Genomic DNA, 26067 nt, shown 5'->3' with positions numbered 1-26067 from the left:
TGGTTAAAAGGTCAGGTTTACGCCCAGGGTGTAGGTTCGGGCAAGCGGGTAGCCGTTAAAATCCACGCCGGGTGTCAGTGAGCTGCTGCCGTTCAGGCTCTGCTCGGGATTGTAGCCCCTGTATTTGGTAAATGTGAATGCATTCTGAACAGAAAGCGTCACACTGGCCTGCTGCATAAAAACCGATCTGGAAGCTTTTTCCGGCAGGGCGTATCGTAGGTTGATGTTGCGTATTCGGAAGAACGATGCGTCTTCCACAAGCAGGCTGGATACGTAGCTTACATTACCGCCGGTGGGTGCCACGTTGGCGCGGGGCGTACGGCCGTCGCCGGGGTTTTCGGGAGACTGCCAGCGGCCCAGCACATCTTTTCTGCTGTAACTTCCATTCACCAGCCCGATGTTCCGCCGTGCACCGTTGAGCAGCTGAACCCCCTCCACGCCGTCGGCCAGGATGCTGAGATTGAACCTGCCGTAGCTGAGGTTATTGGTGATGCCATAGAAAAAGTCAGGGCTGTTGTTACCGATGATCGTTACATCACTCGGCGTGATCACACCGTCGCCGTCGATGTCGCGGAATTTAAGATCGCCCGGACGCGAACCCGTACTTCCCTGTACGACGGGGCTGTTTTTTACATCCTCCGCATCGCGGTACACACCGATGGCATCGTAACCCCAGAAGCTGCCGATGGGCGAGCCGATTTTAGTAATATGTGTATTGGGACTGAATGACGGGCTTTTTGAGATGATTGCATTACCCGATGGACCGAGTTTGACTACTTTATTTTTGTTAAAAGAAATATTGAAGTTCGTTGACCATTTGAATGCACCCGTCAGGTTTTTGGAACTCACGCTGAACTCCCATCCGCGGTTGTTGAGCTTGCCGATATTTTGCAATGCAGTTTCGTAGCCGGTGGAGGCAGGTACCGGCACATTCAGCAGCAGGTCGGTGGTGTTTTTATTATAATAATCAATGGTAAATGTCAGCCTGTTGCGCAGTAAACCGAAGTCGAGGCCAATATCCAGCTGGTGCATGACCTCCCAGCCAAGCTGTTCATTGCTGATCGATCCGGGGTACAATCCGTAGGCTACTGCGCCTGTACCCGCACCCAGGCTGTACCGGCGGTTGGCAAGCAGCCCGATGTGGTTGTAATTCCCAATCGTGTTGTTACCCGCCAGACCGTAGCTGGCACGCACTTTCAGGGCGGATACTGCCTGCTGGCCCTTCATGAAGTTTTCCTCCGACAAGTACCAGCCTACTGATGCCGAGGGGAAGGTACCCCACTTGTTCTGCGCGCCAAAGCGGGAGGAACCATCACGGCGGACGGTAGCCGAAAGCAGGTATTTTCCAGCATAGGTGTAGTTGACGCGCCCCAGGTATGAGAGCAAAGACCATTCCGAAATGCCTGTACCGCCGGAAGTTACCTGGCCTGCATTCAATGTCGGTACCAGGTCGGTCGGGAAATTGGTGGCCGCCAGCGAAGTGTATTCAGATTTGGCTTTCTGGGAGGTGAAGCCGGCCAGCAGGTCAAACTCGTGCTTTTCCGCGAATGTATGCTTGTAGGTCAGGATATTTTCATTGAGCCAGTTGAGATCGCGACCATTTGTTGCACTGGCACGGGCCTGTACCGGTGCAGGAACACCGTTCCAGCCCAGGTCGGAAGGATAGTAGGCACTCTCCCGCGAGTCTGCATAATCCAGTCCGAATGAAGTACGGAATTTAAGCCCGCTGAGGATGTCGAGCTCGGCATATACATTGCCCAGTGTGCGGAAAAACGACTTTTTGTCCTTGATCTTACTGGCAATCGCCACCGGATTGTCAATCACCCCAATATTGTAGGGCGACGGTCCGAGGAGTGTGGTAAAGGAACCATCCGGATTATAAACCGGGACGGTAGGAGGGAGTGAGAGGGCCGAACCAAGAATACCCCCCGTAAAAACCTGATCTTCCACGGGCAGCAGCTTGTTGGATGAAAACGAAGGTGAAAGGTTCAGGCCGATCTTGACATGTCTGGAAGCACGGTGGTCTACATTGACGCGCGCCGAGTAGCGGTCGAAGCCTGTGTTCATGACAATCCCATCCTGCCGGAAATAGGCACCCGACATAAACAACTGCGTTTTGTCGTTTCCGCCCGAAACAGAGAGCTGGTAGTTCTGAATGGGAGCCGTTACAAAAACCTCGTCCTGCCAGTCGGTCCCTTTGCCGAGCGACTGCGGATTCTGGAACATTTCGGGGATCTGCAGGTTGGCCGGGCGGGCACTGTTCGGGTCGCTTGCATTGCCACCGCGGTCTGTCCAGGCATTGTTGCGGGCTTCGGTATTGTAAATCGCATATTCCTGCGCATTCAGCATGTCTATTTTATTTGCCACTTCCTGTACCCCGAAGTAGGCGTCCAGCTGCGCGGTCGACTTGCCCGATTTGCCGCGCTTGGTCGTTACCAGTACCACACCGTTGCTGCCCCGGGAACCGTAAATGGCAGCGGCAGAGGCATCTTTCAGGATTTCAATGGATTCGATATCACTCGGATTGATGGTCGACAATGCATTGAAGCTGCTGTTGAAATCTGCCGAAACCGGGAAGCCGTCAATTACATACAGGGGTTCGTTGCCTGCGCCTATGGAACCGGTACCGCGTACCCGTACGGAAACACCGCCGCCCGGCGCGCCTTTGGTCTGCGCAACATTCACACCCGCAATCTGACCGCCCAGCGCCTGGTCGAGGCTGGTAATCGGCTGGCTTGCCACATTCTTCATCGGAAGCGAGCCCACTGATCCTGTAATGCTGCTCTTGGTCTGAGTACCATAGCCAACCACCACCACATCATTCAGCGATTTGGTATCGACTGCCATAGCAAAAGTGATCTCCTGCCGGTTGCCCACCGCAATTTCCTGGCTTTTATATCCCACAAAGCTGGCGATCAGGATGAGCTCGCCCGGTGCTGCCGCATCCGGCAGGCTCAGGCTGAATTCTCCGTTTGCGTCCGTAGTGGTACCAGTTTGTGAGTTCTTTACCAGGATACTTACACCGGGAAAGCCGCTCCCGTTCTCGTCGGTCACCTTTCCGCGCACGATCCGCTCCGCACCGGGCGCCGGGCCTTCAATGCTGCGGTAGTTGAGCAGCGGGCCGGGTTTGATCTCGGGGGTTTTTACAGGCTGAACATGCTCATTGGGCAGTGTCCTGTTGCTAACCTTTTTCAGGACGATATTTTGATTGAAGATCTTGTAAGAAACCGGCATATCGCGAAAAATTTCGCCCAATGCATGGTCTATATCCGCATTTTTAACGCGCACAGATACTTTCTGCGATGCCGGCAGATCCAGCCTGTCGTAGAGGAAAAGGTAGCTCGTCTGCTTTTCGATGGTTTTCAGCACATGCGAAAGCGGAACATTCCTGGCATGCAGTGAGATCTTCTGACTGAATCCGTCGGCGGCGACGTGTGCGAGTGTTACCAGCAGCAGGAGCATTATCCGGGTCATTGCCATCAGTATTTTTGCAGCAAGATAAGGCCGCTTACAGCCTGCAGAGCAGGGTAAGTAGTTGTTTTTCATAAAAATTAAGGTTTAGGAATCGTTTAACGCAATGCTATATACGCTCTCAGGGCTCCACCATGATCTGCTTGTCCTGCAACCGGCAATTCACCCCTGCAAAGCGGAGCATACCGGTGATTTCGGATAAGTTGACCTGGCGTGAAATACGGCCGGTAAACTGTTTCAGCGGAATTTTGCCCTCATAGCTGATCTGTACATCATACCAGCGCGACAGCTGCCGCATGACTTCTTCCACACCCGCATCCTGAAAGTAGAACTCGCCATTTTTCCAGGCCAGCGCTTCTTCCACGGGCGTGTACCTGGTTTTGATCTGTCCCGAAGAAAGTACTGCCGCCTGCTGTCCGGGTTTCAGCTGGGCTTTCCTGCCTACGTGCCTGATCGAGACGGAGCCTTCCACGAGAGTGGTTTTCGAGATACCTTCCTCGGGATAGGCCATGATATTGAATGTCGTACCGAGTACCAGTACTTCCGACTGGTTGAAACTGACCCTGAAAGGCTTGGATTTATCCTTCGCCACTTCAAAGTATGCTTCACCTGTAATTTCAACCTTCCGCTCTTTTCCGGCAAATACGGACGGGAACCGGATGGAGGATGACGCATTGAGCCAAACCTTGCTGCCGTCGGGCAGCTGCACCTGGTACTGTCCGCCTTTGGGGGTCGCGATTTTGTTCATGCTCAGCTTATCGGAGCTGCCCGTCGTTCCGGCATGGTAAACGAATATACCATCCTGCGCCTTGCTGATCTCGGCATTGCCCTGCCGGGCCACAAAGCCGCTTTTTACTTTATCAAGCGCAATTGCCGAACCATCGGATAAGGTGAGAAGTGCCTTGTTACCACCTGGTTTTACGTCAGTAACCCTGGCTACGCGCAGCTCGCCGGTGACCGGATTTTCACTTTTCCGCACATGATACCACAGGCCCAAACCGGTGAGTACGAGCATTGCAGCAGCAGCATACCTGGCCCAGTTTAGGTTGAAAACCTTTGCGGAGGAAGCAGGTTTTTGCCGGGAAGCCTGCAAAATGGAATCCAGGATAGCATTGCTTTTCTCATTTGAAAAAAGCTCGCTGCTTTCCTGCGGATTCATCCAGCTGTCTTTCAGCCATTCTTCAAGAAGCGCATCGTACTTTCCCGTACGCACCAGGGACATAAACTCCTCCTGCTCAGCCGCCGAGGCTGTTCCCTGGTAATAGCGATTAAAGAGATGCTGTAACCGGTCTTCGGGCTTGTTCATGCGGACAGTGACTGGTGAATTTCACTGTCAGGACAAAACGGCCTTGTAAAAAGGGGGTATTGTTTGAAGATTATTTTGTAAAAAAATATTGGGCAACAATCAGGCAGCTCATTACCAGCTTTTTACGGATATATGAAGAGATAGACTTCGTGGCAATCTGAAGGTATTTTTTGACACTCTCTTTCGAGAGGTCCAGCTGCATTGCGATCTCTGCATACGAAAGCCGCTCATGCCGGCTGAGGAGGTATACCTGCTTTTGACGGGGCGGCAGCTGATCAATCGCTTCGTCGATGAGCAGGTAGCGGTGATCTTCCTCGCTGACCTCGGCGACCATGGTTTCGAGGTGGAGGTCTACATCTTCAATCCTGGCACTTTCATGCGCTGCTTTTTTCAGACAATTCAGCGCCGCATTCCTGGAAATGACATAGAGGTAAACCGGAAAGTTGTCCACGGTCGCCAGCAGCTCCCGGTTCATCCAGATTTTTAAAAACACATCCTGCACCACCTCCTCAGCCAGATCTTCCGAGCGGGTGATTTTATAAATGTGCAGCCCGAGCCGCTGGTGATAGTGATTGAAAAGCGCCGCAAATGCACGCTCGTCTCCGCGGGAAACCTGCTTCAAAATCTCGCTTTCCCGATGCATAGCAATGAGGTAGGACATTCTGGTGGCTGGCGTATGGTTATTTTGAAAGATCGGGTCAGTCCGGGAAGTTAAATAAAGAGCAGTGATTTTCCATTCTACTGCATAACCGGTGCCGGTATAAATCAATGCCTCTCCCGTTTCCGGAAGAGGCATTGCATATGATCGCAAGGCGATTTTACCGTGCAGCACTCAATAAGGTTTTGCCTCGCGTGACACAGCCTCGGCCTGTTCCACAGCCTTGTGCGAGTCGGTAGAACCGATCGGACCCGGATCGATGGTCTGTGAAGCCGCCGCCTGAAGACCTTCGGCCACCCTTCTTCCGTACTCCTCGTCGCACTGCGTAAACAGCTCAACCATCTTGTCCTGAATGTGCTTTTTGGCAGGGGCCAGCGTATTAACCAGGTTGGTAATCAGGTCGTCCCGTTCCCAGTCTTCGAAATTCCGGTAGGTATCGCCTGCCTGTTTGAAGTTGTTCTGGCGGCTGATTTTTTCCCTCACCAGTGCAGCCTGGTACATAGGCGTATGCTCCTGGCCGGTTCTGGGTGCCTCTTTCAGTCCGCCCATGGTTGACGGTTCATAGTTCACATGCGGGTTCAGACCTTCCACAATGTCCTGGCGATAGGCCATTTGCCCATCGCGCTGGTTGGAGGCCACGGCCTGTTTCGGCGCATTGATCGGCAACTGCAGGTAGTTGGTACCCACCCGGTAACGTTGCGTATCCGAATAGGCGAACGTACGTCCCTGCAGCATTTTATCATCTGAAAAGTCCAGACCATCCACCAGTACGCCCGTACCGAATGCAGCCTGTTCAACCTCTGCAAAGTAATTGACAGGGTTTCTGTCCAGTGTCATTTTTCCGACGGGCAAGAATGGAAACTGGTCTACCGGCCATAATTTGGTATCATCCAGCGGATCAAAATCAAGCTCAGGATGCTCTCCGTCGGGCATCAGCTGCACACACAGTTCCCACTGCGGAAACGCTCCGCGCTCAATGGCTTCGTACAGGTCCTGGGTTGCGTGGTTAAAATTCTTGCCCTGGATCTCCTCGGCCTGCTGCTGGGTGAGGTTACGGATTCCCTGCAAGGGTTCCCAGTGGTACTTCACAAGCATTGCCTCGCCGTCTGCATTGACCCATTTATAGGTATTCACACCCGAGCCCTGCATCTGGCGGTAGTTGGCAGGAATTCCCCAGGGTGAGAACAGGAACGTGATCATGTGCATAGCTTCGGGCGTACCGCTGATGAAGTCGAAAATACGCTCCCCATCCTGGATATTGGTCACAGGATCTGGCTTGAAGGCGTGTACCAGGTCGGGGAACTTCATGGCATCCCGGATAAAGAATACTTTCAGGTTATTACCCACCAGATCCCAGTTACCGTCTTCGGTGTACATTTTCACTGCAAAACCACGCGGATCGCGCAGGGTTTCGGGTGAGTGCCCGCCGTGGATCACACTGGAAAACCGTACGAATAGGGGCGTCTTTTTACCGGTTTCAGTAAACACTTTTGCCCTTGTATATCTGGATACGGGTTCCCCGTTGATTGTTCCGTAAGCTTCAAAATGGCCGTGGGCGCCTGCACCCCTCGCGTGCACCACCCGCTCAGGAATGCGCTCCCGGTCGAAATGAGACATTTTTTCAAGAAAGTGGTAGTTCTCCATGGTGACAGGTCCACGGTTTCCCACGGTACGGGTATTCTGGTTGTCATAAACCGGATGTCCCTGCCGGGTCGTCAGAATGTCTGAACCCTGAACCTGGGGATTTTGTCCGTCAGCAGGGATCGTCTGCGACTTTCCGTTGCCGTTTGATTCTTGACTCATGATGAATGTAGTTTGGTGAATTAGAAAAGCTGAGCCTGTTCAACCTAATATCAGGTCGCGTTTGCTGATGTACTTTCAGGCACCCTGACCGAAAAAGCCGTGCCAAACAGACTGTTTCCAAAAGGCGTAAACAAGTAGAATATATTCGCTCCGACAGAAATTAAATGAAAATCCGATCATAATCATGCAAGACGGCACTGATCAGGATGTTACCCCATTTCCGGACAACCTGAATTCCCCCGTCAGAAGTGAAATGAATACAATGCAAAGCATGCTGCCTGGTGGCACTTTCTGACTTAGCGGTTTGTAGATTCGCGCACAATGAGCTCGCAGGAAAGGGTGAGTTCTTCGGGTGTGAAATTGCTTTTGCGGATGTGTTTGAGCAGCAGCTGGCAGGCCGTTTTCCCGATTTCGCAGGCAGGCTCTGCGATGGTCGAGAGGGAAGGGGAAATGATTTCCGAAATCGGGTCATTGGTAAACCCGATCACACCCACTTCTCTGCCCACTGTAATGCCGCGTTTTTTCAAAGCCTGTATTGCACCAATCCCTTTGCGGTCGTTGACGGCAAAAATGGCGTCGGGCTTTTCCCCCGGATTGTCAAAAAGCCGCGCTACATCGCGCTCACCGTCCTGCTGCGAAAATCCGGAATGTACGAGCAGCTCCGGAATTGCCGGCAGATCATGTTTTTCAAGTGCTTTATAGTAGCCGCTCAGCCGGTTTTCGGTCAGGAGCAGCTGCTTGCTGCTGGTGATATGGGCAATTTTGCGGTAGCCCCGTTCAATCAGGTGCTCTACCGCGGTGAAGGCTCCATTGTAATCGTCCTGCATGACCTTGGAGGTGCGGACCGATCTGGCAACCCGGTCGAAAAAAACCACCGGAAGACCGTCCCCGATCATTTCCTCGAAGTGCGGGTAATCATTTTCGCGGGGGGCCACACAAGCGAGAATGCCGTCCAGACTACTGCCCGAAAGGTTTTGTGCGATCTTCATTTCAACCTCGGGGAGGTCATTTGTAATATATAGTACAATATTGAAATTACTCTCCCAGGCCACTTCCTGAATACCGGTGATGACCGACGAAAAATAGTAATTGGTAATAGTAGGTATGATCACGCCGATATTATGGGTGCTCTGCTGTACAAGCCCCGTCGCGTTGAAATTGGGCTTGTAGTTCATCTGGCGGGCTACTTCCAGCACACTTTCACGGGTAGCAGCACTCACGTCATATTTATCCCGCAGTGCCCGCGATACCGTCGCCACGGAAATATTCAGTGCTTTTGCAATGTCCTTGATGGTGGTGTAACGTTTGCGCACGGGTCTGGTGGGTTTTAAATGAAGCCTTTTTACAAGATAAGCTGCTGCCGGGACGATTTACCGGGTTCTGCGCTGTTTTCCGCCTTTTCTTTCCGGAATTTCATCAAAACTAGTTTGAAAACGTTATCGTAAACGTTCTCGCTACTATTCTTTTCGTAAACGTTGGGTACGTACACGAAAGCTCGTTAAATTGCTGAAAGGCCTAATTTAATATGGTTAAGGTTCTTTTTGCCGGTATTGTATTCCAGTTTTTACATCACTAACGGAATTCACCGGTTTGTTAGCTGCATCGCAGCAGTACCAATTTAAGCATCACCTAAACATCCTTATATGATTCTTCAGCTACCTTTTATCCGGGCGGTTTCGGCCTGCTTACTGCTTTTCGCCCTGTATCTTCCGGCTCGCGCACAGCGCCTCAGCGAGGTGCACGGCACCGTCCTCGACAGTCTGGCCCAGACCGGCCTGCCCGGCGTCACGGTTATCGTCAAGGGTACCCAGCGGGGTACCACTACCAATGCAGGCGGCCAGTACAGCATTGAGGCTGCGTCTACCGATACCTTATCGTTCAGCTTTGTAGGATACGGCCTGAAAGAAATGCTGGTAGGGAACAAAACGACCATTGACATTGCATTGCAGCCCAGTGAAAATGCCCTCAACGAGCTGGTGGTCGTAGGGTATGGTACCATGAAAAAGAGCGATCTCACGGGTGCAGTGATCCGGCTGGATGCCAAAACTTTCAAAAACCAGCCCATGACCCAGCTGTCGGACATGCTCACCGGCACTGTTGCGGGTTTCAACGCCAACCAGAATCCCAGTGCCGCGGGCGGAAGCAGCCTGCAGGTGCGTGGTCCCAAATCGCTGAATGCCTCTACCAACCCGATGGTGGTTGTGGACGGGGTGATTTTCAACGGGAGCATTGCTGATATCAACCCGGGCGATATTGAAACCATGGACATCCTGAAAGACGCAAGCTCTGCGGCCGTGTTCGGCGCGCGGGCAGCGGGTGGGGTGATTTTGATTACCACTAAAAAAGGCACTACCGGCAAGCCGGTGATCAGTGTGTCGGCTAATGTGGGGGTAGCCACCACAACCGATGAATTCAAGGCATTTGATAAGGATGGCTACCTGGTTTTCAGGCGGGATGTGCTCCGTGCCACCAATCCCGACCGGCCCGGTTTCTACTACGATAATCCTTCCCAGCTGCCTTCGGGCGTGAGCATCGACCAGTGGCGGCAGGCCAGTAACAATCCGCAGGCGGACAATACCCAGGAGTGGCTGAGCCGGCTGCGGTTTTTTCCCATTGAAACACAAAACTACCTGGCCGGCAAAACGGTAGACTGGTATAAGGAAGTAATGCAAACAGGCCTGCGGCAAAACTATGACGTGAGCATTGGGGGAGGAGCCAAAAACATCACCTACTACTGGTCGCTCGGTTACCAGAACAATGAAGGTGTGATCCGGGGTGACAAGTTCGGGACGATCCGCTCGCGCCTCAATGTGGATTTCAAAGTAACCGACTGGCTGAACGTGGGCGCCAATACCCAGTTTGCCGACCGGGACGAAAGCACGGTGCCGGCCAACCTGGGGGCCATGTACCAGATGAGCCCTTATGGCTCCATGTTCGACGACGCGGGCAAGATTATGTGGTACCCCAATTCTTTTACCTCGGTAAACCCGCTGATCAACTATTATGGTCAGGACCGCTTCCGCAAGATCAACAGTCTTTTTACCTCCATTTACGGCAAGCTCAAACTTCCTTTCGGGTTCGACTACAAGCTGTCGTACCAGCCGCGCTATGAAGTGATCAAAGATTATAATTTCTGGTCGTCGGCTACGCTGGAAGGCGGGGCTACCCGTACCAACGGATACGGTCTGCGGGAGGATACCTCGACTTTTGAATTTATACTGGACAACCTGCTGCACTGGAACCGGGAATTTGGCGTACATCATTTTGACGTTACGCTGCTTTACAGCGCCGAGCGCAACCGCGGCTGGTCATCGACTATGACCAACCAGGGCTTTGTACCCAATCAGAACCTGGGCTCGCATGGGCTTCAGTATGGAACAAGTCCCTCGGTTACCACCGACGACACCCAGCTGACGGGTGATGCAGCGATGGCAAGGCTGAATTATACCTTGTTTGACAAATACCTGCTGACGGCCTCCATCCGGCGCGACGGCTTCTCGGCTTTCGGTACGAAGCAGCCGAGGGCATTCTTTCCGGCTGCGGCACTGGCCTGGAAAATTTCGGAGGAAAAGTTTTTTAACCTCGATTTCGTGAGCCAGATGAAGCTGCGCCTCTCGTATGGGGTCAATGGAAACAGGGACATCGGGGCGTATTCGGCTCTGGCACAGCTCACATCCACCCAGTACTACAATGGGACCGGGGTGCAGGTGGGGGTATTCCCGACCACCCTCGCCAATCCCAACCTGATCTGGGAACGCACGGAATCCATCAATGTAGGCGCAGACATGAGCTTCCTGAAAAACCGGCTTGATGTAAGCGTGGAGTACTACGACATGACCACCTCCAACCTGCTCATGCGCCGACTCCTGCCGGAAATTACGGGTTTCAAGAACATTACAACCAACCTGGGTGAGTTGGGCAACAAGGGATTTGAGATGACGGTGAATACGGTAAATACCGACAGGCCAAACTTCACCTGGCGGTCAGGAGTTGTATTTTCATTTAACCGTAACAAAATAAAAAGGCTTTTCGGTGATTACAGCGACCAGGTAGTTGATGGTAAAACTGTCCGTACGGAGCTCCCGGATTATACCAACCAGTGGTTTCCCGGCCAGGCGCTGGACAGGATCTGGAATTATAACATCACGGGGATCTGGCAAACAAGCGAAAAAGATGCAGCGGCGGTTTACAAGCTGTCTCCCGGTGATTTCAAGGCCACCGATGTGGACGGGAACGGCAAGTATGAGGCTATCCAGGACAAGCAGTTTATCGGGTACCGGCAGCCGCGCTTTCGCATCGGTTTCCGGAATGAATTTACATTTTTTAAAAACCTGACGGCAACCGTGTTCCTGCGGAGTGAGCTGGGTCACAAAGCTCCGTTTGCCGAGGGGCTCCGTACCGGCGGATCGGATACTTACGACCGGAGGAATACCAACGATTTCGCCTACTGGACACCCGAAAACGGGATCAATGATTATCCTCGCCTGAATAACAATACCAATGTTTTTGGCGGAGGGATTCAATTTTACAAGCCGCTTTCGTTTGTGCGGTTGCAGGACGTGAATGTGGGCTACTCGCTGCCTGCGGCTTTGGCTTCCAAGCTCAGGCTGGACAACCTGCGGATCTTTGCGTCGGCCAGAAACCTGCTCACTTTTACAAAATGGCCCGGGTGGGATCCCGAATCATGGGACGAAGACGGCCTGAATGTGCCTATGCCCAAAAACTTCACCATCGGCCTCAACCTTTCCCTTTAACATGCATATCAAAGAAACCGTCATGAAACGTCCGCTTCTTACCATACCTGTTCTGCTGCTCCTGCTGCTGGCCTCCGTGTCGTGCGATAAGGACTGGCTCAAACCGCAGCCGCTCAGCTTTTTCAGTCCAGAGAATGTATTTACCGATAAAGCCGGGTATGAGTCTTTGCTGATCACCATGCGCAAGGATCTGAAAAATGAAAATACCGGTACCATGCCGAACCTCGTGATGGAGTTTGCTGCCTCCGACCTGGCTTCACCCTGGTCGCAGCTGGACTTCTATAATCTCACACCCAATACCGACCAGTACTATCGTTTTCTGACCATGTTCACGCAGATATACGGGTCTGTGAAAAATGCGAATGTATTGATTTCCAGGATCGACGATATTCAGTGGGCATCAGAAGCGGAACGCAATGCGATCCTGGCAGAGGCTTTGTGGCACCGGGCGTACTGGTACTACCGGCTGGTGAATTCGTACGGGGATGTACCTTTTATCAATGAGGAAATTGAAGGTGCCAAACTTGATTTCCGCTCGCACAGCCGCTGGACGATCCTGAGCAAGATCCAGGCAGACCTGGAATATGCTGCGCAGTGGCTGCCCGTAACAGCTGGTCCGGGTGTAATTTCAAAAGGTGCGGTCGGGCATTTGCTTACGAAGGTTTACCTGGCAAACCTCGAATTTGATAAAGCGATTGCATCTGCTACCGAGGTGATCAACGGGCCTTATGCGCTCGTAACCCAGCGGTTTGGCATTGATGCGGCCAAAGCGTACCGGAATGTGATCTGGGATTTGCACCGCTCCAAAAATTTCAGCAGCAGCCAGAATACCGAAACCATCCTGGCCTCCATTGACCGGTACGAAGCGCCTCCCGGGGCACGTTCGGCAGGCTTGTATACGATGCGGATGTACAATGCGCAATGGTTTCAGCCGCAGGTGCTCGACAGTCAGGGCAAGCCGGGTATGGTGGCAAGCGGACCTATGTACGATTCCCTGGGACGCGGCAATGCCAATGTGCGGCTGACAGGCTACTACCAGTACGACATCTGGGCATACAAAGGGCAAACGTGGAGGAACACGCAGGACCTGCGCCGGGCCGATATCAACTGGGTGGATATCCACGAGCTGAAATACAACAATCCGGCGTCGGCAGATTTTGGCAAACCTTTGAACATCAACTTCCTGGCTGCCAAAGTGGACACCTTCAAGCATGTATATGCCATGCCGCATTACATTATGTACAATCCGCAGGATGATCCCGGAGCAGTACCCATGGGCGGGAATGGTGACTGGTACATTTTCAGACTGGCAGATACCTACCTGCTGAGGGCGGAAGCTTATTTCTGGAAAAACCAGACTGCACTGGCCGCCGCAGACATTAACAAAGTGAGGCAACGGGCCAATGCATTGCCGATTGCGCCAGCAGAAGTCACCATCGACTTTATCATGAATGAGCGCGGCCGCGAGCTATTTGCGGAGGAACCCCGGCATTCGGAGCTTGTCCGCGTGTCCTATATACTGGCAAAACTGGGCACCGGCGGTTACAGCCTCACGAATTTCAGTGAAAAGAACTTCTTCTTTGACCGGGTCAGCCGCTATAACAATACGTACGAGAAGAAAATACAACTGCTCGGAAACACAGCGAATATGGCGCCTTTTCACGTGCTGTGGCCCATTCCGTCCAATGTGATTACAGCCAACACGCAGGGCGTCATCAACCAGAATGCCGGCTACGACGGGGCTGACCGGAATGTCCCACCTTTGACGGTGATTGAGTAAACCTGACTTCCGGGAGCAGCCAGCCCGGTAAGCCCGTCCTCATGGACGGGCTTACCGGGCTTTTTTTGTTTTAGGTAAAATAGGATGTACGGGCTGCATGTGGCAATACTACCGTTTGATCATTCAAAGCAGCAGCTTGCACATTTTATTTTACATGTATTACTAAAATTAGTTACTGTTGGAAGTCGCATCTTTTACAATGAACAATCTTTTCCTATATTTCAAAAATCAATTCCTATGCGCATACTTTTTGATATTCAATTGATTGTGACAGGGTTGTGGGATTTGTGAAAAATGTGGCGCACTGTCAGGTGCTGTTGCGGTCTAGAAGTAATTGTGTTTGATCATAGGATGTCGTTTATGGCTCAGGAAGAAAAACCAGGCGAAAAAGCAACTCATCTGATGCGTTTCAGGGAACTGGACGCACTGAGAGGCATGGCTGCCATAGCCGTGGTGATATTCCATTTCACCATGAACGACAATGCAAAGCTGCTTGGGTGGGACTTCAGATATGGGGTCACTGCGGTTGATATATTCTTTATGATCAGCGGATTTGTCATTTATCTGATGACAAACAGGATCAGGTCGTGGCAGGAATTTCTCGTTTTCCGTTTTGCCAGATTGTACCCGGCATTCTGGTACTGCCTGCTGATTACTTCGGCTTTTGTCCTCATTTACAATCCGCGCAACTTCGATCCCGTGCAGGTACTTGCCAATACGACCATGTTTCCGGTGTATTTCGGGATTGAAAACCTGGACGGTTCCTATTGGACGCTGCTGGTTGAGCTGGTGTTTTACCTCTGGCTTTTTCTCATTTTCCTTTTCGACCGGAAGAACGATGTCGAGCATGTGGGCGCGTTTACGTTAGGCGCAATCCTGCTGTTTCACGCACTTCACTTTCTGTACCCGGTGTTTTATGAAGTGGCTGTCCGTAAAGTAGAGCTGCTCAACCACTTTCCGCTTTTTTATGCGGGCATCCTTTTTTGTCTGCTCACGATCCGGAATTCCCGATCACCCAAAACATTTGCGCTGATCCTGGTGGCCCTGCTTTCGGCTTGTTACCTCCACGATAAAGGCGGCCGCTCCATGTACCACATATCTGCCCGGGAGCATTACCTGATTCTCGGCGGCTATTTTACGATCTTCTTCCTTTTTGTTTTTAACAAATTGTCATTTATCAATAATCCCATACTGCTCTTTCTGGGCCGGATATCCTATTGTCTGTACCTGATCCACCAGTACATTGGGCAGCAGCTTATTTCAACCCTCTACCAGCGGTTTGATATGGACGCAAATCTTGCTTTGAGCATTGCCGTGGTAATCTGCATTGTGCTGGCGCAGCTGATTACAACCTTCGTGGAGATCCCGGCCAACCGCTATATCCGCTGGCTGTTCAAGTCCTGGGACGAGCGCAGGCACGATCGCGGCAAGCGCGGGCTCATTATTCAGTGAGCTTTCGGAGTGCTTAACAATACCTTAACATTGGAGAAATATGGGAGTAATGTGACCGTCATAGTTTTGTGTCGAAATTTTGACACCTTATATGAAGATCACTTTATCCATTCTCCTCCTGGCTTTTACCTCCCTGGGTATGGCCATCGCCGGTCCCGGCACCGTTCGCGGTACAATTAAAGATGCAAAGACCAAAGATCCGCTCATAGGCGCGACGGTACTGGTGGAAGGTACTGAAATCGGCGCAGCAGCCGAAGTGGACGGCAGTTTTGTCCTCAACAATGTTCCTGCCGGTACGCACAAGGTTATTATTTCATTTGTTTCCTACAAAACCAAAGAGATTCCCGAAGTACGCGTGGAATCGGGCAATACGACGGTCATTGAAACCGAGCTTGATGAAGAAGGTACCGCATTGCAGGAAGTAGTGGTGCGGGGTGCCAAAGCAACCAACACCGAGGTGGCGGTCATCAGCGAAATCAAGCAGATGAAGCCGATTGCGGTAGGTATCTCGGCCCAGCAGATCCAGAAATCGCAGGATCGTGACGCTGCGGCGGCTATCCGTCGGGTACCCGGCGTGAGCATTGTGGAAAACCGTTTCGTGATGATCCGTGGACTGGGTTCACGCTATAATTCGGTTCTGATCAATGATGTAATTACGCCATCGTCTGAGGTAGACACCCGCTCATTTTCATTTGACCTCGTCCCCAGCAATATTATCGACCGGATGATCGTGTACAAATCGGGCTCAGCAGAGTCACCGGGTGATTTTGCAGGCGGTATTATCAAGATTTATACAAAAAGACGCCCCGACCAGAACTTTACGGAAGTAGCGCTCACAGGAGGCTACCGTGCCAATACCACTTTCCAGAATGTGACTACGCATGAAAGAAGCGGGCTTAATTTCCTAGGCTTGTGGGGTGCAGACCAGACTTTGTCAAGTGCATTCCCGAAGAGATCGGCGGATTTCAATACACTCAGCAACGTAGAGCGTGCGGATTTCGGACGTCTTCTTCCCAATTCCTGGGCAACCAGGCAAACCACCGCATCGCCCGACCTGCGCCTGGCAGTAAACCTGGGCCGTCGCTTTGAAATCGGCAATGTGGACGTGAGCAACCTGACCAACATCAACTACTCGCTTACCAACCAGTACTCCGAAATCGCCCTGAAATTGTACCAAAATGGTGATGTGGCCAATGATGTGTTCGAAAGATACACGGATGCGAACTATGCACGCCAGTCGCGCATTGGTGTGCTGCACAACTGGACTTTCCGCTTTTCACCGGTTTTTAACCTGGAATGGAAGACTTTGTTCAACCAGCTCGGCAACACTGAAACCGTCGTACGCGACGGCCAGCGCGTGGTGGACGGCTATGATGTAAGAAACTATTCGGAGCGGTTTGAAAACCGGAGTATCGTAACTACCCAGGTTTCCGGTGAGCACAAGCTTTCGGATCTTACCAAACTGAACTGGATCACAGGCTTCGGATACACAGGCCGCTGGGAACCGGATTGGAAACGTATCCGCTTCCAGCGTCTCACACCGACAGGTTCGGAGGCCCCGGCTGCGTTCCAGGCAGTAGCACCAAATGATCCCAACCCGATCGACCTGGGCCGCTTTTTCTCAAAATTGAACGAGCGCGTACTGACGCTTGCAGTAAATGGTGAGCATGCACTGGGTAACCCTGCCGACAGGGAGCCTAACCGGATCCGCTTCGGGGTATATGGTGAGCGCAAGGACCGCGACTACTCGGCACGTTTTTACGGGTACAACAGTGTAGGAAATGCTTCGGCGATCCTGCGCGGCGACCTGGGGACTATTTTTTCACCACAAAACCTGACAGGAAGAACCGGCGGGCTGACCATTAAGGATGGTACCAAAGATCTTGATTCATACCAGGGGATCAACAATTACTATGCGGCTTACCTGAGCGGTGATGTGAATTTTGGTTCGAAAGCAATTATGACCGTCGGTTTCCGCGGCGAATTCAACAACCAGCAGCTGCACTCTTATGTAGTTAACGAGAAAAAAGAACTGGTTAACAACAAACTCTTTATCCCGCTGCCTTCGCTGAACTTTACCTACAAGGTGTCGGAAAAACAGAACCTGAGGCTTGCCTTCTCGTCGACATTGAACCGGGCTGAGTTCCGCGAGCTGGCGCCATTTACCTACTTTGACTTTAATTTACAGGCAGATATCCGCGGGAACACTGCACTCAAAACAGCTAAAATTCAGAACCTGGATGCAAAATGGGAGTATTACCCGTCTCCAAATGAGCTGATTTCTGTAACCGGATTTTATAAGTATTTCAAAAATCCGATCGAGACCTTCCTGCTGCCGACGGGTAACGGACTGGCTTACACCTTTATCAATGCAAACAATTCCACGAACTACGGTCTGGAACTTGAAGTCAGGAAAGGCTTCCCGAATGCAAGCAGCACGTTCCTTCAGAACCTGAGCGTAGTAGGTAATGCTTCCATCATTGCGAGCAGCGTAAACCTGGGGCAGTTTGTTCAGGGGCCCGACCTGAGCGGTAACAATGTGACTTACGACCTCACGGGAGTTACTGATACCAAACGTCCGATGGCAAATCAGTCGCCGTACCTGGTGAATGCTGGCCTGTACTATGCGGGACAGAGCGACTGGTCTTTCAATGTACTTTACAATGTATTTGGTCAGCGCATTTTTGCAGTGGGTAACCTGGAGAACCCTACGGTTTACGAAATGCCACGCAATGTGGTAGACCTCAACATCAGCAAGAAATTCAAGAACAACCTTGAAGTACGGCTCGGCATCCAAGATCTGCTGAACCAGCCGGTTCGCTTCTCGCAGGACTTCAACCGGGATGGTAAGGTAGGTAAGGATGTGACTTCACGCGCTGCCAATGCTGACCAGGATATCCGCAAGTTCAGAAGAGGAAGCTACTTCACACTCACGGCAGCCTACGTGTTCGGCAAGCGTACCATCATCCCTTAATACGACGATTCACCACTAGCTGAATATAAATCTTTCTTATTAAACAACCAGATTATGAACTTGTTAAAACACAAGCATTACCTTCTTCTGCTGATGTTGCTCGGTGTGTTCGCCATGGTGACTTCCTGCAAAAATGATGATGAACCTACACCGGCTGAGCCTGTACTTGCCATTACCACGCTGACCCCGGCAACTGGTCTTCCCGGCACGAAGGTGGTTATTACAGGTACCAAATTTGATGCAACTGCTGCCAACAATAAAGTAAAGTTCAATAATGTGGATGCGACTGTTACGGCTGCAACGACCACGGCTCTTGAAGTGACTGTTCCTGCGAATGCTACAACAGGGAAAGTAACGGTAACGGTAGGTTCGTCTACCGCAACGAGTGCGCAGGACTTTACAATTTCCTCCCGTGCCACACAGGATGTGGTAGGCGAAATCACTGCCAATACAACCTGGACGAAGGATAAGGTTTATATCCTGAAGGGTTTTGTATATGTAAATTCCGGCGTCACCCTGACCATTCAGCCCGGAACGATCATCAAAGGTGCCCCGAAAGAGCAGGATCCACTTGCATCCGGCCAGGGTGGTACGCTGATCATTGAAGCAGGTGCCAAAATCAGTGCTGCGGGTACCGCCACTGAGCCCATCGTATTTACATCCCTGAAAGATGCAGGAAGCCGCAGCTATGGAGACTGGGGTGGTGTGGTACTGATTGGAAAAGCACCTCACAACCGTCCCGGTGCAACAGCACCCGAAGGCGGCATCCGCGGCGGAAAAGATAAAGCAGGTCTTGGAACCGCCGGTATCGCTGACGATAATTCAGGAACACTTCAGTATGTACGTATAGAGTTTGCAGGTATCGCCCTCAGCAATACGGCCAACTCTGAGATAAATGGTCTTACGCTTTATGCAGTAGGTTCAGGAACTACGATTGACCACGTGCAGGTATCCTACAGCGGCGACGACTCTTACGAATGGTTTGGTGGAACCGTGAATGCAAAATACCTGGTTGCTTACCGTGGATTTGATGATGACTGGGATACGGACTGGGGCTTCACTGGAAAAGTGCAGTATGCATTGTCCCTGCGTGACCCAGAGTACTCCGATCAGTCCGGATCGAATGGTTTTGAGTCCGACAACTTTAATGGAAACGGTGAGCCTGCTACCGGCCCGAATGCTGGTATGCCTTTGACAGCGCCTGTATTTGCAAACGTAAGTAACTTTGTTTTCGGCGGTACCCCTAATACCAATACCAACTCAGGCAGCGGTCCTTACCAGTCGGCTATGCACCTTCGCCGAAACACCGATATCAGCATTTACAACACCTTGTTGGTAGGCTATCCCGAAGGATTTCGTCTGGATGGTGCCAATACACTGGCGCATGCAACTGCCGGAACGCTTGATCTGAAAGGAATTGTCCTGGCAAATGTGACAACACCCGTACGTGGCGACCGCGCTGCGACCGGCGTGTCCGATGAGCAGGCTACGGCTTACTTCGGAGCAGCTGCCCGCAAAAACACGATTGTTACTACCCTTGCTGACCTGATGCTGAATGCTAACAACTTCAACCTGGCTGGTCCGTCGTTCCTGCCGCAAACAGGTTCACCGGTGCTGACAGGTGCTGTATGGGAAGGCAAAGGTGCTGATGCATTCTTTACAAAAGAAACTTTCCGCGGTGCTTTCGGAACTACCGACTGGACGCAGGGCTGGACCAACTTCGATCCGCAGAATACGCAATACAAATAAACAAGAACTTATAATTGGTGTCAGAATTAGAAAGACCGGAGGCATTTGCTTCCGGTCTTTTTTTGTTTAAATGGGGTAAAATGTGGTTTCTTGCAGCGTCAATCAACTGGTACTATAAAAACAAGCATACATGATTTCAATGCGTCGTGCGTCCGGCTTTCTGCTGATCATTTTCCTTCAAATGGCACCAGCAGCATTTGCGCAAAAATTTACTTTCAAAAACCCGATCCTTGAAAATGGGGCAGATCCCTGGATGACGAAAAAGGACAGCCTGTTTTACTACTGTTACAGCGAAGGCAATGCCGTGCGCGTGCGCGCAGCCAGGTTTGCCCACGACATGGATGAGGGACGCGAAATTACATCATGGTCGCCGCCGGAGGGTAAGGCATACTCCAAAGAGCTGTGGGCTCCTGAGCTGCACTTCCTGCAAGGCAAATGGTACATCTACGTCGCAGCAGACAATGGACAGAACGAGCATCACCGCATGTACGTGCTCCAATCCAGGACGGCAGAGATCAGCTCCGGGTTTGAGATGGCAGGGGAGCTTCAGACCGAAAAATGGGCGATTGACGGAACACCCCTGGAACTGGGCGGCAAGCTGTACTTTATCTGGTCGGGATGGGCAGGAGATGCGAACGAGGCACAGAACCTGTATATCGCACCCATGCAGTCGCCGGTGCAGGTCAGCGCAGGCCGCGTACTGATTTCCAAGCCAGAGTATGAATGGGAAAAGCGGGGTTCAGGAAATGGTTTGCCTACAATCAATGAGGGACCGCAGGTGCTGCAGCACGATGGCAAAACCTTTGTGATCTACTCCGCTGCGGGCAGCTGGTCGGACTATTACTGCCTCGGACAACTGCAACTGACCGGCACTGATCCGATGGACCCCGCAAGCTGGACTAAAAAGCCAGAGCCTGCATTTGAAAGTGCGCGGCGGGTGTACAGCCCCGGCCATGCGTCGTTTCTGAACATTAAAGGACAAGACTGGATCATATATCACTCAGCCAAAACCAAAGGTTCGGGCTGGAAGCGGAAGGTGAACATGCAGCCATTCAGCTGGAAACATGGCGAGCCCCACTTTGGAAAACCGGTTCGCGTGAAGAAGAAGCTCATAATCAGTTACTAACAACTAATATACGGCTGCGTGCCGGATTTCCTAATTATAATTAGTCCAGATAATGAATTTTGACCTATTTTTGTGAACGATAAACGAACATAGGCTAAAACATCTGTTAAACGTGTCTCTCAAAAAAGCGGTTGGTTTTCTCCATCTCTGGCTCGGCCTGATTTCCGGTATCATCGTTTTTATTATTGCCATTACAGGCTGTATGTACGCCTTTCAGGCAGAGATACAGGATGCTACCCAGCCCTACCGCTTTGTGGCCGCTGAGAACCGCAACTTTCTGCCACCATCCAAAATCAGGGGGATTGCAGACGCAGCTTTGCCTGGCCGGCATTTGCATGCTGTTTTGTACGAAAGCAAGACCGATGCAGTGCAGGCGATTTACTACCAGTTTGAGGAGTATTACAATGTAGTGTATATCAATCCGTACTCGGGTAAAGTGTTGGAGGTAAAGGATATGGAGGCGGGTTTCTTTCCCTTTATCCTTGACGGCCACTTTTACCTTTGGCTGCCGCACGAAATCGGTCAGCCGATCGTAGCGGGCGCGACGCTTGTGTTTTTTGCGATGATGATCAGCGGCATCGTACTCTGGTGGCCCAAAAACAAGGCGGCAGCCAGGCAGCGCTTCTCGATCAAGTGGGATGCGCGCTGGCGCAGAAAAAATTACGACCTGCATAATGTACTTGGTTTTTATGCATCGTGGCTGGGGATCATCTTTGCGGTTACCGGGCTCGTATGGGGCTACCAGTGGTTTTCGAGTGCCTGGTATGCCACCACTACCGGCGGTAAGGAGTTCGTTCCGTACTATGATCCGGGTTCTGATACTACTGCTCAGGCCAGCCTTGCCGTACCGGCCATCGACCAGATATGGCTGCGTATGCTGAAAGAACATCCCGATGCGGAGTCCATTGAAGTGCACATTCCGGACACTAAATCGGCTTCCGTCAATGCCAATATCAACCCTGATGCGTCCACCTACTGGCAGATCGACTACCGGTATTTTGACCAGTATACCCTGAAAGAACTTCCCGTAAAGCACGTATGGAACCGCTTTGACAAAGCTGGGCTGGGTGACAAGATCATGCGCGCCAACTATGATATCCATGTAGGCGCCATACTCGGGCTGCCGGGGAAAATACTGGCGTTTTTTGCAAGTCTGATCATCGCCTCCCTGCCCATTACAGGGTTTTACATCTGGTGGGGCCGGCGCAACAAGGAGAAGAAAGTTATGCATTCGCTTGTCAAAAATCCTGTCCGCGCGAAGCCTGTTCTGGCTCGCTCCTGAAAATTTACTTTGTAGAAATTATTGGACAAATGCAATGATTTGGTGTGCAGCGCCATGTCTTTGCAGGTATAGTTCAATATGCCGGTTTCGCAGTTGAAAATTTTCTCCAAAATCTTTAAAACCAATCAATCTTTTTCCTGATAGTCAGCGTAGATATGGGCAAATCATTATTTGCTCAATAAAACTTCTAATACGACTACCGTGATGGAAAAAAACTTACTGACAAATGCCGGTCCTGTGCTGGAAAAAGTAAACAGACGTTACTTTTTAAGATCAGCAGGAGTTGCCGCAGCTACAGGGGCGTTCATTATGTCCTGCACACTTGAAGATCACGAGGTTGACAGCCAGGTAGTGGATCTGGGAACCGGAGATGTCGGTATCCTCAACTATGCCTACGCGCTGGAACAACTGGAAGCTGCCTTCTACACTCAAGTTATTGCAACCCCTTACTCCGGCATGACTGCCGAAGAGAAAACAATCCTGACGGACATCATGTACCATGAAATCATCCACCGTCAGTTTTTCAAAGCAGCACTGGGCGGTGCTGCGATCAAGGGCCTGACCCCCAACTTTGCCGGCATTAATTTCTCAGACCGAGCGAGTGTACTGGGTGCAGCGAAGATTTTTGAAGATACCGGCGTATCTGCCTACAATGGTGCCGGTAACCTGATTACCGATGTTAATTATCTGTTGGTTGCAGGTAAAATCGTGTCTGTGGAAGCACGTCACGCCTCAGCGATCCGCGATTTGCTGAACCCTAACTCTGCCGACTTCGCAGGCGACGATATCATCGACGCAAACGGATTGGATCTTGCTTCGAAGCCGGGTGTAATCCTGCCAGCGGTACAGCCATTTGTGGTTAACAAAATCAGCGGAAGCGGCCTTCCTCAATAATCATTAACCTTTTAACATCGGAACAAAATGAATTTCTTCAATATACTTGATAGTCTTGAAAAATTTGACGGCGATGCAGTTGGCCGGATTGAGCACGCATCACGTCGTTTTTTCCTGAACCGCGTAAGCCGTAAAATGGCTACTATGGCTGCTCCGGCCGTGCTGGCAACTGTGGTGAACAAAGCCTACGCACAATCCGACGCCGCGATCAACGTACTAAACTATGCGCTCACGCTGGAATACCTGGAAGATGAATTTTATCAACTTGGAAACGCAGCTACCGGTCTGATCCCGGATATGTACAAGCGTGTGTTCACACAAATCGGCAAGCACGAAACCCAGCACGTTGCATTTCTGAAAACGGCATTAGGTGCAAAAGCAGTAGCCAAGCCTACATTTGATTTTACCGCAGGCGGCACGCTGGCTCCATTTACCAACTTTGATACCTTCGTTTTCCTTTCGCATGCATTTGAAGATACCGGTGTGAGGGCTTACAAAGGCCAGGCAGGTAACCTGCAGGCGGCACAGGACAAGCCGTATCTTCAGGCTGCCTTGCAGATCCACTCGATTGAGGCGCGCCATGCATCCATTTCAAGAAGGATTCTGGGTAAAATCAGAAATAATGCAGCGATCAAAGGCTGGATTACTTTGGACGAAGGTTCTCCTGAGGCAGTTTATAAAGGTTCAACCAGCGAGTCGACGGTTGTACAGGCAGGTATTAATCTGGTCGGACTGGATGGTCTGGAAGGAATTCCAAGCGATGCAGTATTCAAGGCAGCAACAGAAGCGTTCGACGAAATATTGACTATGGACGAAGTACTGGCAATTGCCACTCCGTTCATCAAAAAGTAAGAAGTTTAATTGGTGTAGAGTGAGTATGGTTGTGAAAGGGTGGCTTGTTTTTACAGGCCACCCTCATTTTTTTACCAGCCTATGCCGTAATCTTCTCCATGGTTGCTGGAACCTCCCCAAAAGCTTCCGTGCTGCCAGTCAAAATAAATGGCGTTGATGGGCCCGCTGGTGCGCGGCTGGTACGAGAGCTTGTAACCCATGCGCGAAAGTTCCTTACGTGTCCAGTCCGGCATGGACTCGTTGAGGATCAGTCCGCCGGGATCTTTCTCATGTGCTCCGAAACTGGCGTACATCTGCAGCGTTTTAAAGCTGGGAGCCTCCGTAGCTTCCTGTACCGTCATACCAAATTCCACCATGTTCAGAAAAAACTGAAGCAGGAGCTGGTCCTGCTCGTCACCCGCCTGCTTGGCAAATGAAACAAATGGTTTCCCGTCTTTCAGCGCCAGGCTGGGCGTAAGTGTTACCCGCGGGCGCTTGCCGGGCTCTACTACATTGAATGGGTTTTCGCGCGCATCCAGCACGAAAGACTGCATCCGCTGGCTCATACCAACCCCTGTGTTCCCCGCAATGCAAGCAGGTATCCAGCCCCCGCTGGGTGTGATGCTGACTACCCATCCCTCTTCGTCAGCAGCCTCTACCGAGGTCGTGCCGGCTGTAAATTCTTCCATAAACTTGTCGTTCAAACCATCGGCATTGCGGTGCACCGACGCCTGAAAGTTACCCCAGGTTTTCAGCTGCTCGGTATAGGGGTTCTTTTTGCCTTCAAACGGATAAGGATCTCCGGGCAGGGTCCTGGTATCATTACGTTCCCAGTTGATCTGTTTAATGCGCTCTTTGGCGTAGGCTTTTGACATAAGTCCCTGCATGGGCTCCTCCGGCTGAAATGCCGGGTCGCCATAGTAAAAGTCGCGGTCGGCAAAAGCGAGGTTCATAACCTGGTACAAAGTATGCACATACCTGGACGAGTTGTAGCCCATGCCTTTAAGATCAAAGTTTTCGAGCATGTTGAGCGCCTGCAGCATCACCGGACCCTGTGTCCATTGCTGCATTTTGTACACGTCGATACCGCGGTACGTGGTCATCAGCGGCTCCTCGATCTTCACCTTCCAGCCCGCCAAGTCCTGCTCGGTAATAAGGCCGCCCTGTTCCTGGCAGCTGCGTGCAATTTCCCGGGCAATGTCACCTTTATAAAACCGGTCATATGCCGCATAGATCGCCTCCTTCCGGTTTTTGCCTTTTTTCAAAGCTTGCTGCTCGGCATCTACCAGCTTTTGCAGCGTCGTATGCAGATCTTTCTGTACAAAGATTTCGCCTGCATCGGGAGCTTCCCGCTGCTGTCCCAGGTGCGGCAGAAACACCTTTGTAGAGTAGGGCCACTTTTTGATCTCATCTTTTCCACGCTCGATGGCATTGGCCGTCTGGGCTTCGATAGGGTAACCTTCGGCCATCTGCATGGCAGGTGCGAGTACATCTTTGAGACTCATTGTGCCATACTCGGCCAGCATGGTCATCAGTCCGCCCGCAGTTCCCGGTGTTGTGGCAGCGAGCGGCCCGTACTCGGGTGGATATTTCATGCCTTTGTTTTTGAAAAAGTCGGCCGTGGCGCCCGTCGGGGCCACACCCATTGCATTAATTGCGATGACCTTTTTTGTTTTCGGGTTGTAGATCAATGCCTGCGTTTCTCCGCCCCAGCTCAGCACGTCCCACATGGTGCAGGTAGCAGCGAGCATGGCGCACGAAGCATCCACAGCATTGCCGCCTTTGCCGAAAATGAGCGCACCCGCGGTAGCTGCCAGTGGTTTTCCCGTGATGCCCATCCAGTGCTTCCCATGCAGCGGCGGCTTTTGGGTGGTTACCGGGAAGTTGTTGAAAGATTGGGCGGACAAGCTGCTCTGCACGGCAGTCAAAAGTAATGCGGTAAGTAGATGTTTTATTTTCATCAGGTATTGGGTTAAAGGAATGTTTT

The 26067-nt window shown here is 51.5% G+C and carries 15 protein-coding genes; 9 read left to right on the top strand and 6 right to left on the bottom strand.

Translation table 11 applies throughout. The features are described 5' to 3' along the window. Nucleotides 1–3: 3 nt before the first annotated feature. From HWI92_RS10385 to HWI92_RS10365, 5 genes are all read right to left on the bottom strand, one after another. Nucleotides 4–3546, bottom strand: a complete 3543-nt coding sequence (locus HWI92_RS10385) for a TonB-dependent receptor (RefSeq protein WP_204663438.1) — start codon at nucleotides 3544–3546, stop codon at nucleotides 4–6. Between the two features lie 46 nt (nucleotides 3547–3592). After that, on the bottom strand, nucleotides 3593–4777 hold the full coding sequence (locus HWI92_RS10380) for a FecR family protein (protein WP_204663435.1): 1185 nt from the start codon (nucleotides 4775–4777) through the stop codon (nucleotides 3593–3595). Nucleotides 4778–4847: 70 nt separating this feature from the next. After that, nucleotides 4848–5573 (bottom strand): RNA polymerase sigma factor, encoded by a 726-nt coding sequence (locus HWI92_RS10375; RefSeq protein WP_229249279.1) that lies wholly within the window; start codon nucleotides 5571–5573, stop codon nucleotides 4848–4850. A gap of 36 nt (nucleotides 5574–5609) precedes the next feature. Further along, nucleotides 5610–7238: a catalase gene (locus HWI92_RS10370; protein WP_204663433.1), complete on the bottom strand. Its 1629-nt coding sequence runs from the start codon at nucleotides 7236–7238 to the stop codon at nucleotides 5610–5612. Between the two features lie 296 nt (nucleotides 7239–7534). After that, nucleotides 7535–8551, bottom strand: a complete 1017-nt coding sequence (locus HWI92_RS10365) for a LacI family DNA-binding transcriptional regulator (protein ID WP_204663431.1) — start codon at nucleotides 8549–8551, stop codon at nucleotides 7535–7537. Nucleotides 8552–8881: 330 nt separating this feature from the next. Between HWI92_RS10365 and HWI92_RS10360 the strand changes: the two genes are divergently transcribed. From HWI92_RS10360 to HWI92_RS10320, 9 genes are all read left to right on the top strand, one after another. Further along, nucleotides 8882–11992: a SusC/RagA family TonB-linked outer membrane protein gene (locus HWI92_RS10360; RefSeq protein ID WP_204663429.1), complete on the top strand. Its 3111-nt coding sequence runs from the start codon at nucleotides 8882–8884 to the stop codon at nucleotides 11990–11992. A 1-nt stretch (nucleotide 11993) separates the two neighbouring features. Next, nucleotides 11994–13772: a RagB/SusD family nutrient uptake outer membrane protein gene (locus HWI92_RS10355; protein WP_229249277.1), complete on the top strand. Its 1779-nt coding sequence runs from the start codon at nucleotides 11994–11996 to the stop codon at nucleotides 13770–13772. Between the two features lie 360 nt (nucleotides 13773–14132). Beyond that, nucleotides 14133–15224, top strand: coding sequence for an acyltransferase family protein (locus tag HWI92_RS10350; RefSeq protein ID WP_204663426.1), 1092 nt, complete (start codon nucleotides 14133–14135; stop codon nucleotides 15222–15224). 91 nt (nucleotides 15225–15315) lie between these two features. Continuing rightward, nucleotides 15316–18198 (top strand): TonB-dependent receptor, encoded by a 2883-nt coding sequence (locus HWI92_RS10345; protein ID WP_204663424.1) that lies wholly within the window; start codon nucleotides 15316–15318, stop codon nucleotides 18196–18198. A gap of 54 nt (nucleotides 18199–18252) precedes the next feature. After that, on the top strand, nucleotides 18253–19947 hold the full coding sequence (locus tag HWI92_RS10340) for an IPT/TIG domain-containing protein (RefSeq protein ID WP_204663422.1): 1695 nt from the start codon (nucleotides 18253–18255) through the stop codon (nucleotides 19945–19947). A gap of 130 nt (nucleotides 19948–20077) precedes the next feature. Beyond that, the gene (locus HWI92_RS10335; protein ID WP_204663420.1) at nucleotides 20078–21073 is read left to right on the top strand and encodes a glycoside hydrolase family 43 protein; all 996 of its coding nucleotides are present in this window, start codon (nucleotides 20078–20080) and stop codon (nucleotides 21071–21073) included. Nucleotides 21074–21185: 112 nt separating this feature from the next. After that, nucleotides 21186–22355, top strand: coding sequence for a PepSY-associated TM helix domain-containing protein (locus HWI92_RS10330; protein ID WP_204663418.1), 1170 nt, complete (start codon nucleotides 21186–21188; stop codon nucleotides 22353–22355). 204 nt (nucleotides 22356–22559) lie between these two features. Beyond that, nucleotides 22560–23249, top strand: coding sequence for a ferritin-like domain-containing protein (locus HWI92_RS10325; protein ID WP_204663416.1), 690 nt, complete (start codon nucleotides 22560–22562; stop codon nucleotides 23247–23249). Between the two features lie 27 nt (nucleotides 23250–23276). Continuing rightward, nucleotides 23277–24101 carry a ferritin-like domain-containing protein gene (locus HWI92_RS10320; RefSeq protein ID WP_204663414.1) on the top strand — a complete coding sequence of 275 codons (825 nt, stop codon included), beginning with the start codon at nucleotides 23277–23279 and terminating at the stop codon, nucleotides 24099–24101. A gap of 71 nt (nucleotides 24102–24172) precedes the next feature. On the opposite strand, the gene HWI92_RS10315 is transcribed toward HWI92_RS10320, so the two are convergent. Then, complete coding sequence (locus HWI92_RS10315; RefSeq protein ID WP_204663412.1) at nucleotides 24173–26041, bottom strand: gamma-glutamyltransferase family protein; 1869 nt, start codon at nucleotides 26039–26041, stop codon at nucleotides 24173–24175. Nucleotides 26042–26067 lie beyond the last annotated feature (26 nt).

The organism is Dyadobacter sandarakinus, assembly GCF_016894445.1.
Taxonomy (GTDB): Bacteria; Bacteroidota; Bacteroidia; order Cytophagales; family Spirosomataceae; genus Dyadobacter; species Dyadobacter sandarakinus.
This window is presented reverse-complemented; position numbering and strand designations above follow the sequence as displayed.